Source organism: Cryptosporangium arvum DSM 44712 (assembly GCF_000585375.1).
GTDB classification, from domain to species: Bacteria; Actinomycetota; Actinomycetes; order Mycobacteriales; family Cryptosporangiaceae; genus Cryptosporangium; species Cryptosporangium arvum.
Genome location: NZ_KK073874.1, coordinates 8990462 through 9009383, shown reverse-complemented (window position 1 = coordinate 9009383; position 18922 = coordinate 8990462). Strand labels below are relative to the sequence as shown.

The 18922-nt window shown below is 71.1% G+C and carries 25 protein-coding genes and 1 riboswitch; of the genes, 19 read left to right on the top strand and 6 right to left on the bottom strand.

The annotated features are described in order from the left end of the window. Positions 1-45 precede the first annotated feature (45 nt). From CRYAR_RS41495 to CRYAR_RS41470, 6 genes are all read left to right on the top strand, one after another. On the top strand, positions 46-513 hold the full coding sequence (locus tag CRYAR_RS41495) for an MOSC domain-containing protein (RefSeq protein WP_035859205.1): 468 nt from the start codon (positions 46-48) through the stop codon (positions 511-513). 2 nt (positions 514-515) lie between these two features. Next, positions 516-1448, top strand: a complete 933-nt coding sequence (locus CRYAR_RS41490) for a PDR/VanB family oxidoreductase (RefSeq protein WP_035859202.1) — start codon at positions 516-518, stop codon at positions 1446-1448. 63 nt (positions 1449-1511) lie between these two features. Next, complete coding sequence (locus CRYAR_RS41485) at positions 1512-2669, top strand: serine hydrolase domain-containing protein (protein ID WP_035859199.1); 1158 nt, start codon at positions 1512-1514, stop codon at positions 2667-2669. A gap of 40 nt (positions 2670-2709) precedes the next feature. Next, on the top strand, positions 2710-4431 hold the full coding sequence (locus CRYAR_RS41480) for a GAF domain-containing SpoIIE family protein phosphatase (RefSeq protein WP_035859196.1): 1722 nt from the start codon (positions 2710-2712) through the stop codon (positions 4429-4431). Positions 4432-4471: 40 nt separating this feature from the next. After that, positions 4472-5203 (top strand): VOC family protein, encoded by a 732-nt coding sequence (locus CRYAR_RS41475; RefSeq protein WP_051572391.1) that lies wholly within the window; start codon positions 4472-4474, stop codon positions 5201-5203. Beyond that, positions 5203-5724: a mycothiol transferase gene (locus tag CRYAR_RS41470; RefSeq protein WP_157018503.1), complete on the top strand. Its 522-nt coding sequence runs from the start codon at positions 5203-5205 to the stop codon at positions 5722-5724. The genes CRYAR_RS41475 and CRYAR_RS41470 overlap by 1 nt, the downstream gene beginning before the upstream one ends. Here the strand turns inward: CRYAR_RS41470 and CRYAR_RS41465 are convergent. Then, entirely contained in the window at positions 5714-6100 is a 387-nt protein-coding gene (locus CRYAR_RS41465; RefSeq protein ID WP_035859189.1) for a tautomerase family protein, read from the bottom strand. The two genes, CRYAR_RS41470 and CRYAR_RS41465, sit on opposite strands and share 11 nt — an antisense overlap. 60 nt (positions 6101-6160) lie before the next feature. Here CRYAR_RS41465 and CRYAR_RS41460 point away from each other — a divergent pair, with 60 nt between their 5' ends. Together CRYAR_RS41460 and CRYAR_RS41455 are read left to right on the top strand one after the other, a co-directional pair. After that, a complete protein-coding gene (locus CRYAR_RS41460; RefSeq protein ID WP_035859186.1) occupies positions 6161-6610 on the top strand; it encodes a MarR family transcriptional regulator in 450 nt (149 codons plus the stop codon). Positions 6611-6628: 18 nt separating this feature from the next. Next, a riboswitch (guanidine-III (ykkC-III) riboswitch) is annotated at positions 6629-6697 on the top strand. A 14-nt stretch (positions 6698-6711) separates the two neighbouring features. Further along, positions 6712-7026 (top strand): DMT family transporter, encoded by a 315-nt coding sequence (locus CRYAR_RS41455; protein ID WP_035859181.1) that lies wholly within the window; start codon positions 6712-6714, stop codon positions 7024-7026. Here the strand turns inward: CRYAR_RS41455 and CRYAR_RS41450 are convergent. Then, the gene (locus CRYAR_RS41450; protein WP_035869971.1) at positions 7010-8290 is read right to left on the bottom strand and encodes an ROK family protein; all 1281 of its coding nucleotides are present in this window, start codon (positions 8288-8290) and stop codon (positions 7010-7012) included. The two genes, CRYAR_RS41455 and CRYAR_RS41450, sit on opposite strands and share 17 nt — an antisense overlap. A 96-nt stretch (positions 8291-8386) precedes the next feature. Here CRYAR_RS41450 and CRYAR_RS41445 point away from each other — a divergent pair, with 96 nt between their 5' ends. Continuing rightward, entirely contained in the window at positions 8387-9661 is a 1275-nt protein-coding gene (locus CRYAR_RS41445) for a DUF1479 domain-containing protein (protein ID WP_035859178.1), read from the top strand. Here the strand turns inward: CRYAR_RS41445 and CRYAR_RS41440 are convergent. Beyond that, positions 9648-10019 (bottom strand): hypothetical protein, encoded by a 372-nt coding sequence (locus tag CRYAR_RS41440; RefSeq protein WP_035859176.1) that lies wholly within the window; start codon positions 10017-10019, stop codon positions 9648-9650. The genes CRYAR_RS41445 and CRYAR_RS41440 overlap by 14 nt on opposite strands. A 212-nt stretch (positions 10020-10231) precedes the next feature. On the opposite strand from CRYAR_RS41440, the gene CRYAR_RS41435 reads away from it, so the two are divergent. Continuing rightward, complete coding sequence (locus CRYAR_RS41435; RefSeq protein WP_051571747.1) at positions 10232-11653, top strand: carboxylesterase/lipase family protein; 1422 nt, start codon at positions 10232-10234, stop codon at positions 11651-11653. Here the strand turns inward: CRYAR_RS41435 and CRYAR_RS41430 are convergent. Further along, on the bottom strand, positions 11650-12129 hold the full coding sequence (locus tag CRYAR_RS41430) for a cupin domain-containing protein (RefSeq protein WP_035859173.1): 480 nt from the start codon (positions 12127-12129) through the stop codon (positions 11650-11652). The two genes, CRYAR_RS41435 and CRYAR_RS41430, sit on opposite strands and share 4 nt — an antisense overlap. A 69-nt stretch (positions 12130-12198) precedes the next feature. Here CRYAR_RS41430 and CRYAR_RS41425 point away from each other — a divergent pair, with 69 nt between their 5' ends. The 3 genes from CRYAR_RS41425 to CRYAR_RS41415 are packed head-to-tail and all read left to right on the top strand — an operon-like array spanning position 12199 to position 14365. Then, positions 12199-12834 carry an SRPBCC family protein gene (locus CRYAR_RS41425; RefSeq protein WP_051571745.1) on the top strand — a complete coding sequence of 212 codons (636 nt, stop codon included), beginning with the start codon at positions 12199-12201 and terminating at the stop codon, positions 12832-12834. Next, positions 12831-13175, top strand: a complete 345-nt coding sequence (locus CRYAR_RS41420; protein WP_035859172.1) for a YciI family protein — start codon at positions 12831-12833, stop codon at positions 13173-13175. Before CRYAR_RS41425 ends, CRYAR_RS41420 begins: the two co-directional genes overlap by 4 nt. Then, positions 13172-14365 (top strand): RNA polymerase sigma factor, encoded by a 1194-nt coding sequence (locus tag CRYAR_RS41415; protein WP_211248078.1) that lies wholly within the window; start codon positions 13172-13174, stop codon positions 14363-14365. Before CRYAR_RS41420 ends, CRYAR_RS41415 begins: the two co-directional genes overlap by 4 nt. Here the strand turns inward: CRYAR_RS41415 and CRYAR_RS41410 are convergent. Together CRYAR_RS41410 and CRYAR_RS41405 are read right to left on the bottom strand one after the other, a co-directional pair. Next, entirely contained in the window at positions 14362-15099 is a 738-nt protein-coding gene (locus CRYAR_RS41410) for an alpha/beta fold hydrolase (RefSeq protein WP_035859168.1), read from the bottom strand. The two genes, CRYAR_RS41415 and CRYAR_RS41410, sit on opposite strands and share 4 nt — an antisense overlap. Positions 15100-15200: 101 nt before the next feature. Then, positions 15201-15956, bottom strand: coding sequence for a DeoR/GlpR family DNA-binding transcription regulator (locus CRYAR_RS41405; RefSeq protein ID WP_035859166.1), 756 nt, complete (start codon positions 15954-15956; stop codon positions 15201-15203). A 48-nt stretch (positions 15957-16004) separates the two neighbouring features. Between CRYAR_RS41405 and CRYAR_RS41400 the strand changes: the two genes are divergently transcribed. From CRYAR_RS41400 to CRYAR_RS41380, 6 genes are all read left to right on the top strand, one after another. After that, complete coding sequence (locus CRYAR_RS41400; protein WP_035859164.1) at positions 16005-16382, top strand: NUDIX hydrolase; 378 nt, start codon at positions 16005-16007, stop codon at positions 16380-16382. After that, positions 16379-16507 (top strand): hypothetical protein, encoded by a 129-nt coding sequence (locus tag CRYAR_RS50525; RefSeq protein ID WP_281174669.1) that lies wholly within the window; start codon positions 16379-16381, stop codon positions 16505-16507. Before CRYAR_RS41400 ends, CRYAR_RS50525 begins: the two co-directional genes overlap by 4 nt. Before the next feature lie 19 nt (positions 16508-16526). Then, positions 16527-16907: a PPOX class F420-dependent oxidoreductase gene (locus CRYAR_RS41395; RefSeq protein WP_035859162.1), complete on the top strand. Its 381-nt coding sequence runs from the start codon at positions 16527-16529 to the stop codon at positions 16905-16907. 123 nt (positions 16908-17030) lie between these two features. Then, entirely contained in the window at positions 17031-17663 is a 633-nt protein-coding gene (locus tag CRYAR_RS41390) for a class I SAM-dependent methyltransferase (RefSeq protein WP_211247896.1), read from the top strand. Between the two features lie 51 nt (positions 17664-17714). Next, positions 17715-18206 carry an RNA polymerase sigma factor gene (locus tag CRYAR_RS41385; RefSeq protein WP_035859157.1) on the top strand — a complete coding sequence of 164 codons (492 nt, stop codon included), beginning with the start codon at positions 17715-17717 and terminating at the stop codon, positions 18204-18206. Continuing rightward, positions 18203-18919, top strand: a complete 717-nt coding sequence (locus CRYAR_RS41380) for a hypothetical protein (RefSeq protein ID WP_035859154.1) — start codon at positions 18203-18205, stop codon at positions 18917-18919. Before CRYAR_RS41385 ends, CRYAR_RS41380 begins: the two co-directional genes overlap by 4 nt. Positions 18920-18922: the final 3 nt, after the last annotated feature.

The window sequence follows — 18922 nt, the reverse complement described above, 5'->3', positions numbered from 1 at the left end:
AAGGTTACGACAGCGTCCTTCGCCCGACCGCCGAGGAGATCCGAGATGAGCTGGCACGGCACGCTGCTGGCGATCTACACCGCCGAGATGGCTTCGGTGGAGATGACCGAGCGCACCGAAGCGCGGCTGCTGGCCGGCGTCGGCATCGAGGGCGACCGGTACGCGACCGGGCGCGGCCACTACTCCTACCTCCCGCACGAAGATCGGCAGGTCACCCTCATCGAGCAGGAGACGCTCGACGCGCTGGAGCGGGACCACCAGCTGACGTTGCGTCCGGAGGAGACCCGCCGGAACCTGTTGACCCGGGACGTCCCGCTCAACCACCTGATCGGCAGGCAGTTCCGGGTCGGCGAGGTCGTGCTCTACGCCGGGCGGCTCAACGTCCCGTGCACGTACCTGGAGGACCTGCTCGACAAGCCGGTGTTCACACCGCTGATCAATCGGTCGGGCCTGAACTGCCGGATCGTCACCGGCGGCGTCGTCCGCCCCGGCGACGTCGTCGAGCCGGTCTGACCATGGCGCCGAAACTGTTGATGAAGGTGCGCCTGGCCGACGTCCGGGACGAGGCGGACGGAATCCGCTCGCTGACGTTCGTGCCGGTGACGAGGTCCGAGCTGCCCCGGTGGCGCGGGGGCGCCCACGTGATCGTGCGGCTGCCGGACGGCGTCCGGCGTAGCTACTCGCTCTGCGGCGATCCGTCGGACCGCGGGGCGTACCGGGTAGCGGTGCAGCGGGAACCCGAGAGCCGCGGCGGCTCCGAGTACCTGCACACCGCGGCCGCGGTCGGGGACGAGTTCTACCTGACCCACCCGCAGGACGACTTCGCGCTCGCTCCCGACGCGTCCCGGCACGTGCTGATCGCGGGCGGGATCGGGATCACGCCGATCCTCGGCATGCTCCGCGACCGTCCGCCCGGAACCCGGACCGAACTGCACTACTGCATGTCGACGCTACGCCGCGCGGCGTTCCTGGCCGAGGTCCAGGAGCTCGCGGACGTGGTCACCGTCTACCCCTCCGACCGGGGACGGCGGCTCGACGTGTCGGCTCTGCTGGCCGAGCGCGCTCCGGGCGACCACGTGTACTGCTGCGGACCGGCGTCGCTCGGTGATGCCGTCGACGCCGCGACCACGCACTGGCCGGAGGGCACGGTCCACCGGGAGCGGTTCGTCGGGGCCGCCCCGGAACGGGGTGAGCCGTTCGACGTCGAGCTCGTGGCCAGCCGCAGAACCCTGCACGTCCCGGGCGACCGCACGTTGCTCGACGTCCTGCGCGAGGCCGGGATCACCGTCGACAGCTCCTGCGAGGGAGGCCTGTGCCGTTCGTGCCGGGTGGGGGTCGTGGCCGGGACGCCGATCCACCGGGACCTGGTGCTCTCGGCGTCCCAGCGCGGGTCGTCGATGCTCGCGTGCGTGTCCCGCGGCGACGGCCCCCTCCGTCTGCTGCTGTGACGCTCGTGGTTCGCCGCCGAACTGGGGTGAGCGATCGGGCGATCAACTGAGAAGCTGTCTCGTATGGCGGAGGTAACGACGATCCAAGTGCCCGACGTGCTCGCCGCGTACGTCGCGGCTGGGCGGGCTCCGGGCGCGCTCGCGCTGGTGAGCCGCGGTGACGAGGTGACCGTCGACGTGGCCGGCACCGCGGACGTCGAGGGTCGGACGCCGCTGCGTCGCGACACGATCTTCCGGATCGGCGCGCTGACCGTGCCGATCGTCGCCGTGGCCGCGTTGATGCTGGCCGAGGAGGACCGGCTGGGCCTCGACGATCCGGTGGATCTCTGGCTACCCGAACTCGCCTCCCGGCGGGTGCTGCGTTCGTTCACCGCCGAGCTCGACGACACCGAGCCGGCGAAGACGCCGATCACGTTGCGTCACCTGCTGACCAACACGTGGGGTTTCGGCCTGTTCTTCGGAGCTGGGGACGCGCCGCTGCGCCGGGCGGCGAACGAGCTCCGGGTCATGAACGGCCCGCCGATTCCCGAGCACTCCGACAGCCCGGACGAATGGCTCCGGCGGCTCGGTGAGCTCCCGCTCGTGCACCACCCCGGCGAGGGCTGGATGTACAGCATCGGGGCGGACGTGCTGGGAATTCTCCTGTCCCGGGCGTCGGGACAAACGTTGGACGCGGTGCTGCGGGAGCGGGTGTTCGACCCGCTCGGGATGGTGGACACCGGCTTCGCCGTGCCGGCGGAGAAGCTCGACCGGTTGCCGCCCGCGTACACGCGCGATCCGCGCGGCGGGGAGCTGGACGTCTACGATCCGGGGTCGTGGGGGAGCGAATGGCGGGAGCGACCGACCTACCCGTCGGCTGCGGGTGGGCTGGTATCCACGGCCGACGACCTGCTGGCGTTCGCGCGACTGCTGCGGCACGGCGGGCGCGCGGGTGGGGACTGGCTGCTGACCCGGCGTTCGGTGGCCGCGATGACGACGGACCAGTTGTCGCCGGCGGCGCGGGCCGGTGCCCGCTTCTTCCCGAACTTCTTCCCCGACCACGGCTGGGGCTTCGGGCTGGCGGTGACCCCGTCCGGACGGTTCGGCTGGGACGGCGGGCTGGGAACCTCGTGCTGGGTCGATCCGGCGTCGGAGACGATCGGGATACTGCTGACGCAACGGACGGGCATGCCGGTCCAGTCGAGCCTGTATCGGGACTTCTGGGCGGCGCTCGATCGGTGACCCCACGAACGATTCCGCTGCTCAGCGATACGTCACCCCGGTGAGTGAGCTCTCGTCCGGGCGGCGGCTGGACGCCCTGGGCCGAACCGGGCTGGACGCCGCTTCCGATGCGATGTTCGACCGGTTCGCCGAGATGGTCCGCACCGTGCTCAACGTTCCGGTCTCGCTGGTCTCGCTGGTCACTGCCGATCGGCAGATCTTCCCGGGCGCGTGCGGGCTCGCCGACCCCTGGGCGCAGGATCGCGAGACGCCGCTGAGCCACTCGTTCTGCCAGCACGTGGTCGCCAGCGCGTCGCCGCTCGTCGTCGTCGACGCCCGCAAGGACCCGCGGGTGCAGGACAACCTCGCCATCGAGGATCTGGGCGTCATCGGATACGCCGGGATGCCGCTCACCGACGCCGAAGGTCAGGTGCTGGGGTCGCTGTGCGCGATCGACCAGGTCCCGCGCGACTGGACCGAGCGGGAGCTCTCGCTGCTCCGGGACCTGGCGGCCGCGTGTTCCGACAGTCTCCGGCTGCGGATCGCGTCGCACGACGTCGCCGCGTCGTTCGCCCGGAGCCGGCTGCTGCTGAGCGCCGCGTCCGCGCTGGCGGCCACGACGACGCTCGACGACGTCGCGACGACGGTGCACGAGCTGGTCACGACGATGCTCGACCCCGCGTACGTGGGGATCTCGGAGCTGGCGCCCGGGCGGGAGGTGGTGCTGGCGTCGGCCCAGTATCTGCCCTCGCACCTGGGTGAGCGGTGGTCGCGCTACAGCGAGGACGTGCGGACGCCGTCGGCGCTGGCCGCGAGCACCGGTGAGGTGGTGCTGCTGCCCGACCTCGCCGCGGTGGCGGCCCGGACTCCGGACGCCCTGTCGACGTTCCACGAGCTCGGCTGGCAGGCCGCGGCGAGCTGGCCCCTTCCGGGTCCGCGTGGCCCGATCGGCTCGCTGACGTTCGTCTGGAAGAGGCCGTTCGACCTGAACGCCGATCAGCAGGCGATGCTCGGCGCCCTCGCCGGCTACGTGGCCCACGCCGTGACCAGGGCCGGAGTGCTCGACGACCGGCGCACCGCGGCCGCGACGATGCAGAAAGCGCTGCTCACCCCGCTACCGCGGTGCGAGCCGGTACAGATGGCGGCGCGGTACGCCCCGGCGCACCACGAGAACCACGTCGGCGGCGACTGGTACGACGCGATCGCGTTCGACGGTGGACGGCTCGCGCTGGTCATCGGCGACGTCGTGGGGCACAGCGTGGAGGCGGCCGCGACGATGAGCCAGTACCGCAGCACGTTGCGGACGCTCATCGTCGACCGGCAGGAGTCGCCCTCGTGGGTACTGCGGAGGCTGGAGCGCACCGGGATGGCGCTCGGCACCTCCGGGCTGGCGACCGTCCTGCTCGCGTACCTGGACCCCGCCCCGACCGGTGGGTACGACCTGACCTGGTCGAACGCCGGGCACCCGCCGCCGACGCACGTTTCGTCGGGGACGGCGCGGATGCTGTCCGGAACGGATCCGCTGATCGGGCTCGGCCGGGATCTGGCCCGGCGGGACCACTCGGCGAGGCTGCCGGCGGGGTCACGCCTGCTGCTGCACACCGACGGGTTGGTGGAGAGCCGGACGATGCCGGTGGACCTGGGGTTGGAGCGTCTCGGCGAGATGCTGACCAGGCACGTGGACACGCCCCTGGAGGAACTCGCTGACCTCCTGATCGAGACGGCCGTGGCGCAGGGCCACGACGACGTCGCCCTGCTGTTGGTCGCTACGCCCGATACATAGCTGACTTGTTCTGTCAGTGGGGGAGTGCAGGATGGCGGGCATGACTGGAGTGGGACGTCTGGAAGTAATCGCCTTCGACGCGCCTGACATCGGCAAGCTCGCGTCGTTCTACGAGGAACTCGCCGGCTGGCGGGTCGTCCGCACCGATTCCGACTGGGTCGCGATGCGGACTCCCGAAGACAAAGAGGTCGCCTTTCAGCGGGCGCCCGACCACGTGCCGCCGCAGTGGCCCGGCCAGGAGCGTCCGCAGCAGTTCCATCTCGACCTGCTCGTCGACGGGTACGAGCAGGCCGCGAAACGGGCGGTCGAGCTGGGGGCGACGCACCTGGCCGACGGCGCGACGTGGATCACGATCGCCGATCCGGCCGGGCACCCGTTCGACATCTGTCAGCGCGACGGAGTGGGCCCCGCGATGGACCTCTACGCGGTGACGATCGACGCACCCGACGCGTCCGCGCTCGCTGCCTTCTACGCCGCGGTCACCGGCATGGAGGTCACCTACGACGGGGAGTACGGCGCGCAGATCACCGGCGCCGGGCACCGCGGCGTCGAGTACAACGTCATGTTCCAGCCGGTCGCCGACTTCACGCCGCCGCAGTGGCCGGATCCGCAGCATCCCCAGCAGGCCCACCTCGACATCGCGGTGGAGAGCGTGGCCGAGGCCGAGCCGAGGGTCGTCGAGCTGGGCGCGACGCTGGTGAACCGGGACGCCAACGGCTTCACCGTGTTCGCCGACCCGGCCGGGCATCCCTTCTGTCTGACGGTGCCGTGATGGTAGAGCCTCCGATCGCGGGGACGGAGGCCGAGACGTGGCTCGGCTCGCTCGACCGGCAGCGGGCCACGTTCGCCTGGAAGTGCAGCGGTCTCGACGCGGCCGGCCTGAACGCGACCGTCGGTGCGTCCACGATGACGCTCGGCGGCCTGCTCAAGCACCTCGCGCTGGTCGAAGACCAGTACTTCACCGTGCGATTGCGCGGCGGCGACTACCCCGCGGTCTGGGAGTCCTACGACGGTGACGGCTGGGAGTGGCGCTCGGCGGCCGACGACTCGCCCGAGGACCTGCGTGCGCTGTGGGAGGGAGCGGTCGCCCGGTCCCGGGAGGCGGTCGCCGCCGCGTTGGCCGAGGGTGGCGTCGACCAGCTGACGAAGTGGAAGTCCGACAGCGGGGCGCAGCCGAGCCTGCGCCGGGTCCTCGCCGACCTGGTCGAGGAGTACGCGCGCCACGTCGGGCACGCCGACCTGATCCGCGAAGGCGTCGACGGTCTGGTCGGTGAAGACCCGCCTAGTCCGTGACCAGCACGCCCCCGATGGCCGTGCGGCCGTCGGGGGCACCCACGAATTCGATCGTGGTGCCCTCGCGGACGTGTTCGCCGATCGCGGTCACGAGGGCGTCGGTGACGCCGACGGCGAGCCGGCCGAGGATGTCCGGGGCGTCCGGGCGGCTGAACACGCCGTCGCGGATGCCGAACGTGACTCGAGGGGCGGGGTTCACCGCCGGCTCACCGCCGATGCCCCAGCGGCCCGCCGGGAGGCCGATCAGCTGCACCACCGCGTGCTCTCGGGCCCAGTCTCCGTACACGGCGACGATAGCGTCGGTGATCGTGGCGATGAGGTCGGCTTCGCGGCCGTCGAGGTCGTGGTCGAGCGCGTGAACGAGGAGGTGGGGCACCGACAAACTCCTTTGAGAACAAACTAGCTTTGCTTGCAAAGGTATTTAGGAGGCGAGGCAGTGTCAACGGATGACGCCGTCCGGGAGCTGCTGCTCGTGATGCCGCGGGTCATCGGTCGCATCAAGAAGATTGCGGTGCCCGAGCCGCTCCGCTCCGCCGAGTTGGCTCCCCGGCACCTTTCGCTGCTGTCGTTGCTGCTGCTCGACGGTCCGCAGACGGTGTCCCAGCTGGCCGACCGGCTCGAGGTGGCGCCGACGACGGTGAGCCTGCTCGTCGGTGACCTGAGCCGGAAAGGCGTGCTCGACCGGCGCGAAGACGAGACCGACCGGCGGCGTCGCATCGTCGACATCGCCTCCGACGTGCGGCCGGCGGTGGAGGCGTGGCTGCAGCCGGGCGCCGCGGCCTGGCGCACCGCGTTGGCGCCACTCAGCCCGGCGGAGCAGCGGCTGGTCGTCGACACGTTCCTGGCCTACGAAGCGGCGACCGGAGTCACAGCCGAGGGCGTCTGAACGTTGCTACGGTGTTACGTGAAGCCGCAAACGCGGTGATCCCGGACGAGATGCGTGTCGTACCCGGCCTGACAAGACGACCGCCGTTGAGGTGAGTTGTCATGGCTTGGCTCGTACTCGTCGTGTCCGGCGTCCTGGAGACGGTGTGGGCGATCGCCCTGGAGAAGAGCGCGGGATTCAGCCGCGCGTGGCCGACCGGGATCTTCGCGGTGGCGCTCCTGCTCAGCATGGCCGGGCTCGGCTATGCGCTCCGGACGATCCCGGTGGGCACCGGCTACGCGGTGTGGGTGGGTATCGGGGCGGTCGGTACCGCGCTGGTGGGCATGGCGGCGCTCGGTGAGTCGGCGAGCGTGCCGCGGATCCTGTGCCTGCTGCTCGTCGTCTGCGGTGTCGTCGGGCTCAAGGTGTTCCACTGACGATCGCGGTGCGGAGCAGTTCCAGCGCCTCCAGACGCGCGCCGGTCAGAGACGGTTCGACGAGGACGCTCGGTGCGCGTATCGGGACGGGGCGCGGTTCGCGGTCGATCGCGGCGGTGATCGCGTCCCGTACGGCCGGGTGAGTGCCCCACGGGCCGCCGATGATCACGTACTCGGGGTCGGCCAGCGCCAGGAGGGCGGCGAGCACGCCGCTGACCGCCTCGCCCAGCTTCGTGTGGACGGTCGGCCCGGCCGCGAGGAGCCGGGCGACGTCGATCGCGGTCGAATCGGGGCGGCGCAGGCCGAGCGGGTCGAAGACGTCGATGAAGCGGGCCGCTCGGCCGTCCGGGCCGGTCGTGAGCAGGTGTGCGACCTCCCCGGCCAGGCCGCTCGCGCCGCGTCGCACCTCGCCGTCGCTGACGATCGCGCAGCCGAGGCCCTCGCCGAGGAACAGGTACGCGAAATCGGCGGAGCGTTCCCGTTCGGCCCGCGCGGCCCAGTTGACGTCGTTGTCGACGACGATCGGGCCGGTGACGAGGGGGGCGAGGACCTGGAGCGGGTCGAGTTCGCCGAGCAGGAACGGGGAGTCGGGAAGGTGGATCATCCGCCCGGTGGCCCGATCGACCGGATCCGCCGCGCTGACCACCGCCAGCCGCACCGCGGCGCGTGCTCCCGCGGCACCCGCCGCATCCGTGGCATGCGCGGCTCCCGCCGTATCCGCGGCTCCCGCCGTATCCGCGGCTCCCGCCGTATCCGCGGCTCCCGCCGTATCCGCGGCTCCCGCCGTATCCGCGGCTCCCGCCGTATCCGCGGCTCCCGCCGTATCCGCGGCTCCCGCCGTATCCGCGGCACCCGCCGCGAGGGCGTCCGGGCTGATCGCGCGGGTGACGGCGTGGTGGAGGGCGCTGGCTACTGATTCTGGGCGGGCCGGGCGGGCAACCTCGTGCTCGGCCCGCGCCACCACGTCCCCGTAGGCGTCGACGCGCTCGGCCACCACCCCCTCGGGGGCGATGCTCACCGCCAGCGCGGTGCCCACTCCGCCGGCCAGCGCGTAGTACGTCCCCACCCGCCCGCGCCCGCGGCCGCCGGGAGTGCGCTCGCCGGTGTCCACGATCAACCCGGCGAGGACCAACCGCCGAACGCTCTCCCCGGCGGTGGGCTTCGAGATCCCCGCCTCGATCGCCAGCTCCGCGCGCGTCAGCCGACGGCGCCGCATGAGCGCCCGCAGCACGTGCTCGTCGGTTGCCGAACGTACGAGCTCCATCGGATCCACGGGGACGATTCTAGGCAAGGCCCTTGCCTAGAACTCGGTCAACCCGTCTAATACAAGTAAGGAGTCTTATCTAGAAGGAGCCCGGCCATGGCCCTGCCGCACTGGGAAGAACAGCCGACCGATCTCGCCGCCGCCACCCGCCAGGTCAAAGCCGCGCTCCGCGCGCGGATCGCCGCGTCCGGCCGCTCGGTCGACGAGGTCTTCGCCGTCGTCGAGAAGCAGGTGCGAGCCGAGGTCGACGACATCACGGCGGCCAAGGAACGCGGCGAGACGATCTGGCCGGTGATCGACTACGCCGACATCGAAGCCGGCACGGTCACCGCGGCGGAGCTGGCGAAGCTCCGCCGTCGCGGCTGCCTGGTCGTCCGCGGCCACTTCCCCCGCGAACAGGCCCTCGCCTGGGACCGGAGCATCGTCGACTACGTGGAGAGCAACCAGTTCTTCGAGAACTACCGCGGCCCCGGCGACGACTTTTTCGGCAGCGTCGGCTCGAAGCCCGAGATCTACCCGATCTACTGGTCACCGGCTCAGATGCAGGCGCGTCAGAGCGTCCGCATGCAGAACGTCCAGAAATTCCTGAACAGCCAGTGGAAGCACGAGTCCGAGGGCACGCAGTGGTTCGACCCGGAGCGTGACTCCCTCTACCCCGACCGGATCCGCCGCCGCCCGCCGGGCGCCACCTCCGGCGGGCTAGGCACGCACCTCGACCCCGGAACGCTCGACCTGTGGATGACCCGGGCCTACCAGCAGGCGTTCCGGCACCTGTTCGACGGTTCGGTCGAGGAGTACGACCCGTGGGACGCCGCGTACCGCACCGCCGGCCCGCAGTACCCGGGCTCCACGATGTGCTCGGTGTTCCGCACGTTCCAGGGCTGGACGGCCCTCTCCGACATGGCGCACGACCAGGGCGTGCTGCACACCGTGCCGATCCCGTCGGCGATGGCCTACCTGATGCTGCGTCCGCTGCTCTCCGACGTTCCCGACGACGACATGTGCGGCGTCACGGTGAACCAGGTCTTCCCGGCGAGCGAGAAGTGGCACCCGCTGCTGATCGAGGCGCTCAGCGGTATCCCGGACGTCGGTGCCGGTGACTCGGTCTGGTGGCACTGCGACATGATCCACAGCGTCGCACCGGTGGAAAACCAGCAGGGCTGGGGCAACGTCATGTACATCCCGGCCGCGCCGTGGTGCCCGCGTAACGAGCAGTACGCGGCGCAGGTGCGTGACGCGTTCCTCACCGGGTCGAGCCCGAGCGACTTCCCCGAGGAGCACTACGAGCAGTCCTGGTCGAACCGCTTCCAGGCCGACGACCTGTCCGACATCGGGCGCCGGGGTCTCGGGCTGGCGGTCACACCCGGCTGAGTCGCCGGCGGAGGTAGGCCTTCCGGATCGCCAGGGCGCCGGCGACCAGCGCGACCACCTGGCCGGGCCACTGCAGGAGCACGCCGATCCAGTCGGCGGTCTCGCCCGGGTCGGCGATGCGCCCCCACACCGAGCCTTCGATCAGTCCGCCGACGGTGATGAACAGCGCGGCGACGAACCCGAGGACGAGCGGCCACCGCGCCCGGCCGAGCGCGAACACGATGATCCCGGAGATGCCCAGGATGAACGGCCCGGGCGGGATCGTCGGGAAATCCACCACGCCGGCGAAGAACTCGATCACCAGGCCGACGCACGCCACGAGCAGGCCGCCGCCGAGGAGAAGCCGTGATTTCGTCATGCGTCCACGCTGGCGGACCCGCGGTCCGGCGGCGTCCGCGTGCCGTCGTATCCCGTCCTACGTAGCCGGTCGTAGTGCCGGAACCGGACGACCGAAGCCGTAAGCGTGGGCGTATGTGGACGTCCGACCCCGACCGCGCTGCGACCAAAGGTGGATCGGGTCTCGCGCATCGGCCGATTCGTCGTCCGCGGGTGGCGCGATAAGCCGGATCCATGCGCAAATCAATCGCTGTCCTGCTGCTGGCCCTCTCCGCGTGCACGGGTGCGACTCCCGACGCCCCGGTGGTCCGCACGGATCACGGGATGATCCGCGGCACCGACCACGGCGATCACCGCACCTATCAGGGCATCCCGTACGCGGCGCCGCCCACCCGGTGGAAGCCGCCCGAGCCCGCGCGACCGTGGAACGGCACCCGCGACGCCACCCGGCCGCCGCCGTCGTGCGCCCAGGCGAAGACCGGTGGCCCGGGGCTGAACGGTTCCGAGGACTGCCTGTACCTGAACGTCACCGAGCCGGCCAACGACGACCGGAACCGCCCGGTCATGGTCTGGCTGCACGGCGGCGGCTTCACCTACGGCACCAGCACCGACTACGACGGACGCCGCCTGGCCACCCGGGGCAACACGGTCGTGGTCACCGTGAACTACCGCCTGGGCATCTTCGGCTTCCTGGGCGGCAACTTCGGGTTGGCCGACCAGGCGGCGGCCCTGCGGTGGGTGCGCGCCAACGCGACCGCGTTCGGCGGCGACCCGCGGAACGTCACCCTGTTCGGGGAGTCCGCAGGCGGGATGAGCGTGTGTTCCCACCTCACCTCACCGGCCTCGGAGGGCCTGTTCGACAAGGCGATAATCGAATCCGGGTCGTGCCTCACCGAGATACCGAGGAACGGCATCGCGCCGGGTGTGCCGGCATATCGTCCGTGGTGGCCGAAGGACCAGGTCGCGACCATGACCGCGCGGACGCTACGTCAACTGGGGTGCGGCGACCTGGCCTGTCTGCGCGCCAAGCCCACGGCCGAGCTGGCCACCACCGATCTCATGTCCCGGTTCTCCTTCCCGGGCTTCGCCGTCGGCGACGATCCGGCGACCGCGCTCCGGGCCGGGCGCTTCCACCGGGTACCGGTGCTGCAGGGTTCCAACCGCGACGAGATGCGCTTCTACGTCGCGCCCGCGCTCGCGGCGGGTCTCACGATCGACGAAGCCAAGTACGACGAGTTGCTCGCGGACTCGTTCGGCCCGGCCGCGCCACGCGTGCGTGCCGTCTATCCGCCGAAGCCCACGCCTGCCCTCGCCTGGGCGACCCTGCTCACCGACGCCGGCTGGTCGTGCACCACGCTCGAGGCCAACCGGGCCCTGGCGGCCTACGGCTACGAGTTCGGGGACCGCACCGCACCGAACGCCCAGCGGATCCCCACCGACGGGTTTCCGCTGGGCGCGGCGCACGGCACCGAACTGGCCTACCTGTTCCCCGGCCCGCGGCTGTCGCCGGACCAGCAGGAACTGTCCGACCGCATGGTCGACGCCTGGACCCGCTTCGCCCGCCGCGGTGACCCCGGCTGGCCGAGGTATCCGCACGTCGAACCGTTGGCGGGCAGCGCTGCCGACCACCACTGCGAGCTGTGGCGGACGATCTAGAGCCAGAAGTTGTCGTGCTCGCGGTAGAACTCTTCCTTCTCCTCCGCGGACATCGAGCCGAAGTCCAGCAGCCCTTCGAAGTAGCCCTCGCGGGGTGCGCCGGGCGCGAAGTGCAGCAGCATCGACGCCGGCTCTCCGGACTCGTTGCGGAACCCGTGGACACCCCCGATGGGCACGTGCACCCAGTCGCCCGGTGACGTTTCGATCCACCGCGTGCCGTCGTAGATCCGGACGCGGCCCGACAGGATGTAGAACGACTCGGCGATCGATCGGTGGAAATGGGGCCCGGGACCGCTCGGCTCCGGCCCCATGTCCCACCGGTAGAGCCCGAACAGCCCGCCGGTCGATTCAGAAGTGGCCAGGTAGTGCACGGTGTTGCCGTTCGGGTAGGTCAGCTCCGGCTTCGCGTCGGGCCGCCGGTAGGTCGCGGTCAGTTCCCCGTGTTCTCCGTCGTACAGCGGAGGTGGATAACTCATGCTGTCGATTTTCGTCCTCGTCGTCGGTCGTCATTGACGGAACGGTTCGAACGAAACGGAGATCGACAGATGCCCGAGACCTATCGCTGGGACGGCACGCTCCCGGCCGACGCCACCACGACCTGGGAGGCGATCACCCGCCACACCGCCGCCTGGCAGTGGCAGGTCGACTACGAGCCGCGCCTCGGCGGCACCGAGCGCGGGCTCACCCCGGGCGGTGGGTTCGTCACCGCGTGGCTGCCCGGCCGGCACTTCCGCACGCGGGCCGAGAACGAGAACGGCTGGTTCAACGAGCTCGAAATTCGGCTGGAGGCCGCCGGAACCAGCACTCACCTGCACTTCACGCACACCAGCCCGGACCTCGCCGACGACGTCGTCTACGACCAGGGCTCGGCGCACACCGAGTTCTACCTCCGCAGCCTGGAGGCCTACCTGCGTTGGTTCGCCGGACGGCCGGCCCGCTGCCGGGAGATCGACGTCCCCGGCTCGTTCGCCGAGGTGTGCGCCCGCGTGCGTGATCGCGGTGCGGTCTACTACGAGAGCACGCACTTTCTCGGGCTGCACGCCGACGACGTCATCATCCGGGTGTTCGGTCGCGACGCCTGGGACGGTTCCGTCGGTGTCTCGGTCCACACTTTTGACGAGAGCGACGACTGGCACGCCTGGCTCGACAGCCTGGCCACCACCGAGGCGGTGTCCGCATGAGCAGCAAACCCCAGTACGCGGTCTTCATCTACGAGGCCGTGCCCCCGGAGGAGCTACCCCCGGAGGTGATGAACGGGCACCTGACGCTCCCCGATCGCATCGCCGACCAGGGCGGCCGGGTCGTCGCCGGCCTGGGTTTCCAGGATTCGTCGACGGCCACGGTCATCCGTGGCGGCCTGCTCACCGACGGGCCGTTCGTCGAGACGAAGGAAGCGCTGGCCGGCGTCTACGTCCTCGAGGCCCGAGACCTCGACCACGCGCTGGAGCTGGCGAAGCTCACGCCGATCGTCACCGGCGGCGTCGAAGTGCGTCCGTTGGTCGACTTCCAGGTGCTCGACTGAGAGCCGAGCACGCCGTTGCTGACGCGCACCGCCGCGAGTGGGCCAGGGTGCTCGCCGCGACGGTGCGCGTCACGCGCGATCTCGATCTCGCCGAGGAGTGCGTCCAGGACGCGTACGTCTCCGCGTTGGTCGCGTGGGAGCGTGACGGCGTGCCGGACCGCCCCGGGGCCTGGCTCACCACCGCGGCCCGGAACAAGGCGCTCAACGCCCTCGCGCGTGAGCAGACGCTGCGTTCGAAGCTGCCCCTGCTGATCGAGCGGGAGGGGGAAATCGTGTCCGACGACCGGCTCCGCCTGGTCTTCACCTGCTGCCATCCCGCGCTGGCGCCCGAGGCACGGATCGCGCTGACGCTGCGCCTGGTGTGCGGGGTCAGCACCGCGGACGTCGCGTCGGCGTTCCTGGTCCCGGAGCCGACGATGGCCGCGCGAATCACGCGGGCCAAGAAGAAGATCGCGGCCGCACGGATCCCGTACCGGGTGCCGGAGCAGCACGAACTCCCGGCCCGGCTCGACGACGTGCTGACCGCCGTCCACCTGCTCGGCACCACCGGCCACACCGCGCCGTCCGGCGACACGCTCGTGCGGACCGACGTGGCCGAGTGCGCGCTCGACCTGGCTCGGATGCTGCACGCGCTGCTGCCGGGCGAGGCCGAAGCCACCGGGCTCGTCGCGTTGCTCGTCGTCCACAAGAGCCGGGAGAGCACCCGCACGGACGCGGCGGGACGGCTGCTCCGCCTGGCCGACCAGGACCGGTCGGCCTGGGATCGCGCGCTCATCGCGGAGGCCGATCGCCTGGTCCTCTCCGCGCTCCGGGCGGGCCCACCCGGCCGGTTCACGCTGCAGGCCGCGATCGCGGCGCTGCACGCCCAGGCGCCGACCTACGCCGAGACCGACTGGCCCCAGATCCTGACGCTCTACGACGCGCTGCTGCGAACCTGGCCGACGCCGGTCGTGGCGTTGAACCGGGCGGTCGCGGTGGCGATGGTGTCAGGGCCCGCGGCCGGGCTCGCCGCGCTGGAGCCGATCGAGGCGAGCGGCGAACTCGCGCGGTACCAGTACCTCCCGGCGACGAAGGCCGACTTCCTACGCCGCTGCGGCCGCGACGCCGAAGCCCGCGAGGAGTACGCCCGTGCTCTCACGCTCACCGACAACGCCGCCGAACGTGCTTTCCTGGAGCGCGAACTCGGCTAGAGACTTCCCACGATGTCGCAGCCGCGGGTCCACAGCAGCGCTCCGCCCTCGTCGGGCAGCATGTGGTGGGTCGCGCCGGGGATTCGCCGCGCGAGCGAAGCGCCGAAGTCCGGCGAATGCACCGGGCTGGTGTCGCGGGCGCCGTACCAGAGCGTCACCGGCACGCGGATCTCCGCGGGGTCGAACGGCCACCGGGTCGTCGACAGCAGCGTGTCGGTCACGTACCCGTCCGTGCCCTGCGCGAACGCTTCGGTCAGCGCTCGCCGGTAGGCCGCCGTGAACGACGGTTCGGTGTAGATCTCTCGATCGGCGTCGGAGCTCATCGAGAGCACCATCTCGATCATGGTGTCGGGGTCCGCCACGACCGCGAAGGCCTCCCGGGCCTCCGCCTCCGGCAACCGCACCAACGTTCGGACGTCGGGCCGCAGGCGATCGCAGACCGCGGGCGCCGCTAGCTCGTCGGTACCGGAGACCACCGCGAGCGCCGAGATCACACCGCGGTGAGCGCAGGCCAGCCCGAACGGCGCGCCCTGGGAGTACGCGATCGCCACCGGGCGGTCGAGGCCGAGCTCTGCGACGTCGTCGGCCCAGTCGAGCAGCGAACGACCGGGGGCGGGATCGGAGGCGCCGAGACCGGGCCGATCGATCGAGATCACGCGGGCGCGCAGCGCATCCGGAACACCGGCGGCCAACCCGAGCCACCGGCTCGTCGCCGCGCCGGGAAACAGGAGCACCGGGCGTCCATCGGCCGGCCCCCATTCGCTCCACGCGAGTCGGCGGCCGTCAGACAGGACGCTGGTACCGAGTCGTGCCGGGTCTTCCACGAGTCGCGCTCCTAAGCAGTGAGGACGTTGATGCCGGCGGCGGTGAGGTCGCGCAGGGTCGGATGGTCCGGGGCCACGTCGGTGATGATGCCCGCCACGTCGCCCGGCCCCAGCACGGCGAAGCGGGACGCGGCTCCGATCTTCTCGGCGCTGGCCAGCACGTAGGTGTCGGCCGCACGCCGGGACAGCGCGCGCTTCATCGCGGCCTCGTCGGCGTCGCCGGTGGTCAGCCCGGCGGTGGCGTGCACCCCGGTGACGCCCATCAGGAACACGTCCGCGTTGATGCCCGCTGCGGCCTCGACAGCGGCGGCTCCGCAAGCGACCGCGGAGTGCTTGAAGATGCGTCCGCCGATGACGTGGATCTCGACGGTCGGGTGGTCGACGAGCGCGGACGCGACCGTGGGGCTGTGCGTGACGATCGTGGCCCGCAGGTCCGGCGGCAGGGACCGGGCGACGGCCAGCGCGGTCGTGCCGCCGTCGAGGATCGCGGTGGTGCCCGGCGTGATGAGGCGGGCAGCGCGGGTGGCTACCCGAAGTTTGCTGTCCGGTTGCACGTTTGTGCGTGTTTGTAGGTCGGCAATGGCCGGGGAGACCGGCAGTGCGCCGCCGTAGACGCGTTGACACAGCCCGGCGGCGGCCAGCTCGCGAAGGTCCCGTCGAATGCTGTCCTCCGATATCTGCAGCTCAGCGGCGATGTCTTTGGCGACGATCCGCCCCTCGGACTCCAGCCGCCGGAGCAGGAGCTCCTGGCGTTGCGCGGCGAGCATTCAGACTCCTTCTTGTTTCTGCACGTTTTTGCCTGTAGCTTAACGTTCATGACGACGAGCAAGCCACTCCTCATTCTGATCGCCGGCCCGTATCGGTCGGGCACCGGTGACGATCCCGAACTGATGGCCTCCAACCTGCGGAAACTCGAAGAGGCCGCGTGGCCGATCTTCCGTGCCGGTCACGTGCCGATGATCGGCGAGTGGGTCGCGCTGCCGGTTCTGCACGGTGCCGGTGGCTCCGGGCCGCTGGACCCGGTCGCCGAGCAGATCATGTACCCGACCGCGCAGCGCCTCCTGCAGCACTGCGATGCCGTCCTGCGTCTCCCCGGTGCCTCCACCGGCGCCGACCAGGACGTCGCGATCGCACGCGACCGTGGCCTCCCGGTGTGGTTCCAGCTCGAAGACGTGCCGGGGGTGGCGGCGTGACCCGACGATCGATCGCGGCGAAACGCGCGGCCGCCCGGCAGCACTACCGGGGTCGCCACCGGCGTGGCGGGGCCGACCGGCAGTTGCCGATCGTGCTGACGAGTCCGCAGTGGTGGCTGCGCTGACTGGCCGTACCCTGGTGGAATGACCGCCGCGGAAGAGATCGCGCGTAGCAAACACATCAGCCTGACGACCTACCGCAAAGACGGCACCCCGGTGGCGACCCCGGTCTGGCAGGTGCCGCACGACGGTGAACTGTGGATCGTCACCGAGGCGGAGTCGTGGAAGGTCAAGCGGATCCGCAACAACCCGCAGGTCGAGGTCGTGGCGTGCGACGTGCGGGGCAAGATCGCGCCGGGCGCGCCCACGGCGTCCGGCACCGCGCGCCTGCTCGACGACACCGGCACGGCGCGGGCGCGGAAGCTGCTCGCTGACCGTTACCTGATGTCCCGCATCGGCAACGCGTTCGCACGCCTGGTGCGCATGCGGCGCCCGCCGATGATCGGTGTCGTGGTTACGCTCTGACACCTGAGAACCCGTTACGCCTTCGGAGATAAGGTCTGAAGGGTGGGGGAAGACTGGTCGCCTGTTGCCGAGGAATGGGCGCGGTGGTGGGGGTCGTTCGCGGCCCCGGTACGGGAGCTGTTCGTGCGTGCCACTGCCGTCGGCCCGGGCTCGCGCGTGCTCGACGTCGGATGCGGCAGTGGTGAGTTTTTGACCGAGCTCGCCGGGCGCGGCGTGCGAGTGGCCGGTGTGGACCCCGCCGACGGGATGGTGCACCTGGCCCGCCGGGCCGCGCCGGAGGCCGACGTGCGGCTCGCCGACGCGGAGTCGCTGCCGTGGCCGGACGGCGAGTTCGACGTGGTGACGGCGATCAACGCGCTGCAGTTCGCCGACGACCCGGACGCCGCCGCGGCCGAGTTGCTGCGGGTCGCCGCGCCCGGAGGATGGGTCGCCGTGGCCAACTGGGCCGAACGCTCCGGCAACGAACTCGACGCCATCGACGCCGCGCTCAACGACGAGCCCGGTATCGACGGTGAGCTGCGGCTGCCGGACGGGCTGGCCGAGCTGCTCGCCGACGTCGGTGCGGACGTCGTCGAATCCGGCTTGATCGACGTGCCGTTCGAGGTGCCGGACGAGAACGCGCTGGTCGCCGCGATCCTGTTCGGGGAGGACCCGGATTCGGCCCCGCTGGTGGTCGAAGCGGCGCGGCCGTTCCGCACCGAATCCGGTGGTTACCGTTTCCACAATCGGTTCCGGTACGCGCTCGCGCGCCGCTGATCAACTTTCACCGGGGTGCAACCTGGCCGCCGGGCCACGCGTGCACGAGGTATGGCATCCGCCGAGCAGCAGTTCGACGAGTTCTACACCAGGCACTACGCGATCGTCGCCGCGCAGATCGCGCTGTACCTCGGTGACCGGGCCGAGGCCGAGGACATCGCCCAAGAGGCCTTCTGCCGTGCCTGGAATCGCTGGTCACAGGTGTCGAGCTACGACAACCCGGCCGGGTGGGTGCACATGGTGGCGCACCGGCTGGCGATCAGCCGCTGGCGTCGGCTGCGTACCGCGCTGACGCACCGGTTGCGGTACCGGACCGAGGTGGTGCCACCCCCCGATCCCGGCCGGGTGGACCTGGTCAGCGCGCTGGCCACGCTGCCCGACGCCCATCGCCGCGTCGTCGTTCTGCACTACCTCGCCGACCTCGGCGTCGACGAGATCGCGGCTCGGGAAGGGGTGCCGGTCGGGACGGTCAAGTCGTGGTTGCACCGCGGCCGGACGCGTCTGGCCACGGCACTCGACCAGCGGGAAGGAGCGAGTCAGTGAGCATCGACGACAGCGACACCCGCATGACGGCGGAGTTCGCGGCCTACCGGTATCGCGCGGTGCCGACCTACCCGACCGGGGACGGGGCGGCGGTGCGCGCCATCGTCACGAGGCGTCGGCGCCGGCGGCGGGCGGCGATCGCGTGCGGGCTCGTGCTGCTCGTCGCGCTGGGTGCGGGTCTGTTCCGCGGGGGCGAGCCCGAACACCGGCTGGTGCCCGCGGTGGCACCGTCTTCCAGCAGTGCCTCGCCCCCGCCGACGCCCACCAAGACACCCGCCGGCCCGCTCGACGACGTCACGATCGACTTCTCCGCGCTGCCGGAGGACAGCTGCGGCGGTCCGACCGTGTCGTTCAAGGAAGCCAGTGCGTTCGTCGACCGCTTGGACACGGTGTTCAGCTACTGGATCGGCGACGCCCCGAGGCCGGTGCGCGGAGACGTCACCGGTGACGACCGCCCCGATTACGTCGCCGAGCTCGGCTGCGTCGGAGAGGGCGGTGGCACCAGCCGGGCGTGGCTCGTGGTCCTCACCGGTGACCTGCCGGACCTGACGGTTGCCGGTCCCGGGCTGCAGACGAGTGAGCCGAGCGACACGAAGGACCTCACCGGCCTCGCGCTCGATGGCCGGACCATCCGGTTGGAGTTCGACGACGGCGCGACGAAGGTGAACGTCCGCTGGGATGGCGAGCAGATCGCGCCCGGTCCGGCGAGATGACCG